Annotated in this window: 1 protein-coding gene; it reads left to right on the top strand. The window is 55.3% G+C overall.

Annotation, left to right across the window (positions count from 1 at the left end; all coding sequences use genetic code 11):
• Positions 1 to 1774: secretin N-terminal domain-containing protein (locus FEM54_RS31880; RefSeq protein ID WP_138454200.1), on the top strand; the 1774-nt coding region annotated here is incomplete at both ends.

Below are 1774 nucleotides of genomic sequence, written 5' to 3'. Positions count from 1 at the left end.
TCGCAGGCGCTACCGCGAGCGGTCATGTCGCCTACGACAACCATTCAGGCAATTAAAGGCAACCAACAATTCATCAACACGAAAACGCCTGTGAGGGGGCTTGGTGCAATTGCATCACAAGAGCCAGGCGTTACCTTCAACTTCGCCAATGTTTCAATTCAGGCGGTCGCCAACACGATCCTCGGTGATGTCCTCAAGGAGAACTACACCATCGCCTCAGGTGTGGAGGGCAACGTCACCTTCTCCACCGCCAAGCCGGTCGATAAAAACCAGGCCTTGCCTATTCTGGAAACGCTGCTGGCCCTGACCAAAAACACCCTCATCCGCCAACACGATCGGTATGTCGTACTGCCTGACAGTCAGGCAATCGCCGGTAAGCTTGCACCGCAATTATCGCTGCCCCAACCAGGCAGCGGGATGACCGCACGCTTTTTCCTGCTCAACTACATCTCAGCGCCAGAAATGCAAAAACTCTTGAAGCCTTTTGCCCGAGAAAATGCCTTCGTACAAGTCGATCCAGCGCGCAACCTGTTGATCATGGCAGGTACCCCTGACGAATTGCACAACTACCAACAGACCATCGAAACCTTCGATATCAATTGGCTCAAGGGCATGTCCGTCAGCGTGTTCGGGCTAAAGCGCGCCAACGTCAGCAAACTGATGCCCGACCTGGATCGCTTGTTCGGTGCACAGAGCGGCACCCCCATGGCCGGCATGCTGCGCTTTCTACCGATTGAACGCACCAACTCCATCGTGGCGATTTCCTCGCAACCACACTACCTGCGCGAAGTGGGAAGCTGGATCGAAGCCATCGATCAGGGCGGTGGCAACGAGCCGCAAATGTACGTGTATGACGTGCGCAACATGAAAGCTACCGACCTGGCCAAGTATCTGCGACAGATTTACGGCAATGCAAAAATCAACGATGAACCCACCGCCCAGGTCGCTCCTGGTTTGCGAACCATAACCTTGTCGAGCAATGAGTTTGGTAGCGGCATGGGGGGGGGTGAGGCTTCAGCCATCGCAAGCCTCAGCGGCGTAAGCGGCACCCACCAGTCGGACGATAACGCTGATCTGGCCCCACCGCCTGAAGATGAATCCGAGCCCAACAGCGAACCCACGCAAGACGAAACGAGCGCGACGGCCAGCGAAACATTCGATAACTCAGTCAGAATTACCGCGCAAAAGAGCAGTAACCAATTGCTGGTACGCAGCCGCCCCGCGCAATGGGCAGAAATAGAGTCAGCCATACAGCGCCTTGATACGCCCCCCCTGCAAGTACAGATAGAAACACGCATTCTCGAAGTCAATTTGAGGGGCTCTCTGGAAATGGGCGTTCAATGGTATCTGGGAAATTTGGCGGCCAATTCAACGACGCCAGATATTCAAAACGCATCCGGGAGCCAAGGCGCATTGGGTGCTGGCGGTTTAGGCGTAGGCACATCGTCACTGTTTTATTCATTTGTCAGCAACAACTTCCAAGTCGCCCTGCGGGCACTGGAAACCAGCGGCAACACCAAAGTACTCTCGGCCCCCTCGTTGGTGGTGATGAACAATCAGCCGGCACAAATCCAGGTGGGCAACAATATCCCGATCAGCCAGACCACCATCAATACCGGCTCCAGTGCCATACAGACCAGCTCAGTGCAGTATGAGCAAACAGGGGTGATCCTCAGCGTGGTGCCTCGGATCAATCAGGGTGGGTTGGTCTACATGGACATTCAGCAACAAGTCAGCGACGCAACGACTCCCACGACCGCCGCAAGTGCTACAG

This window comes from Pseudomonas edaphica, assembly GCF_005863185.1.
GTDB classification, from domain to species: Bacteria; Pseudomonadota; Gammaproteobacteria; order Pseudomonadales; family Pseudomonadaceae; genus Aquipseudomonas; species Aquipseudomonas edaphica.
The sequence above is the reverse complement of the archived record's forward strand: the minus strand, read 5'-3'. Positions and strand labels throughout refer to the sequence as shown.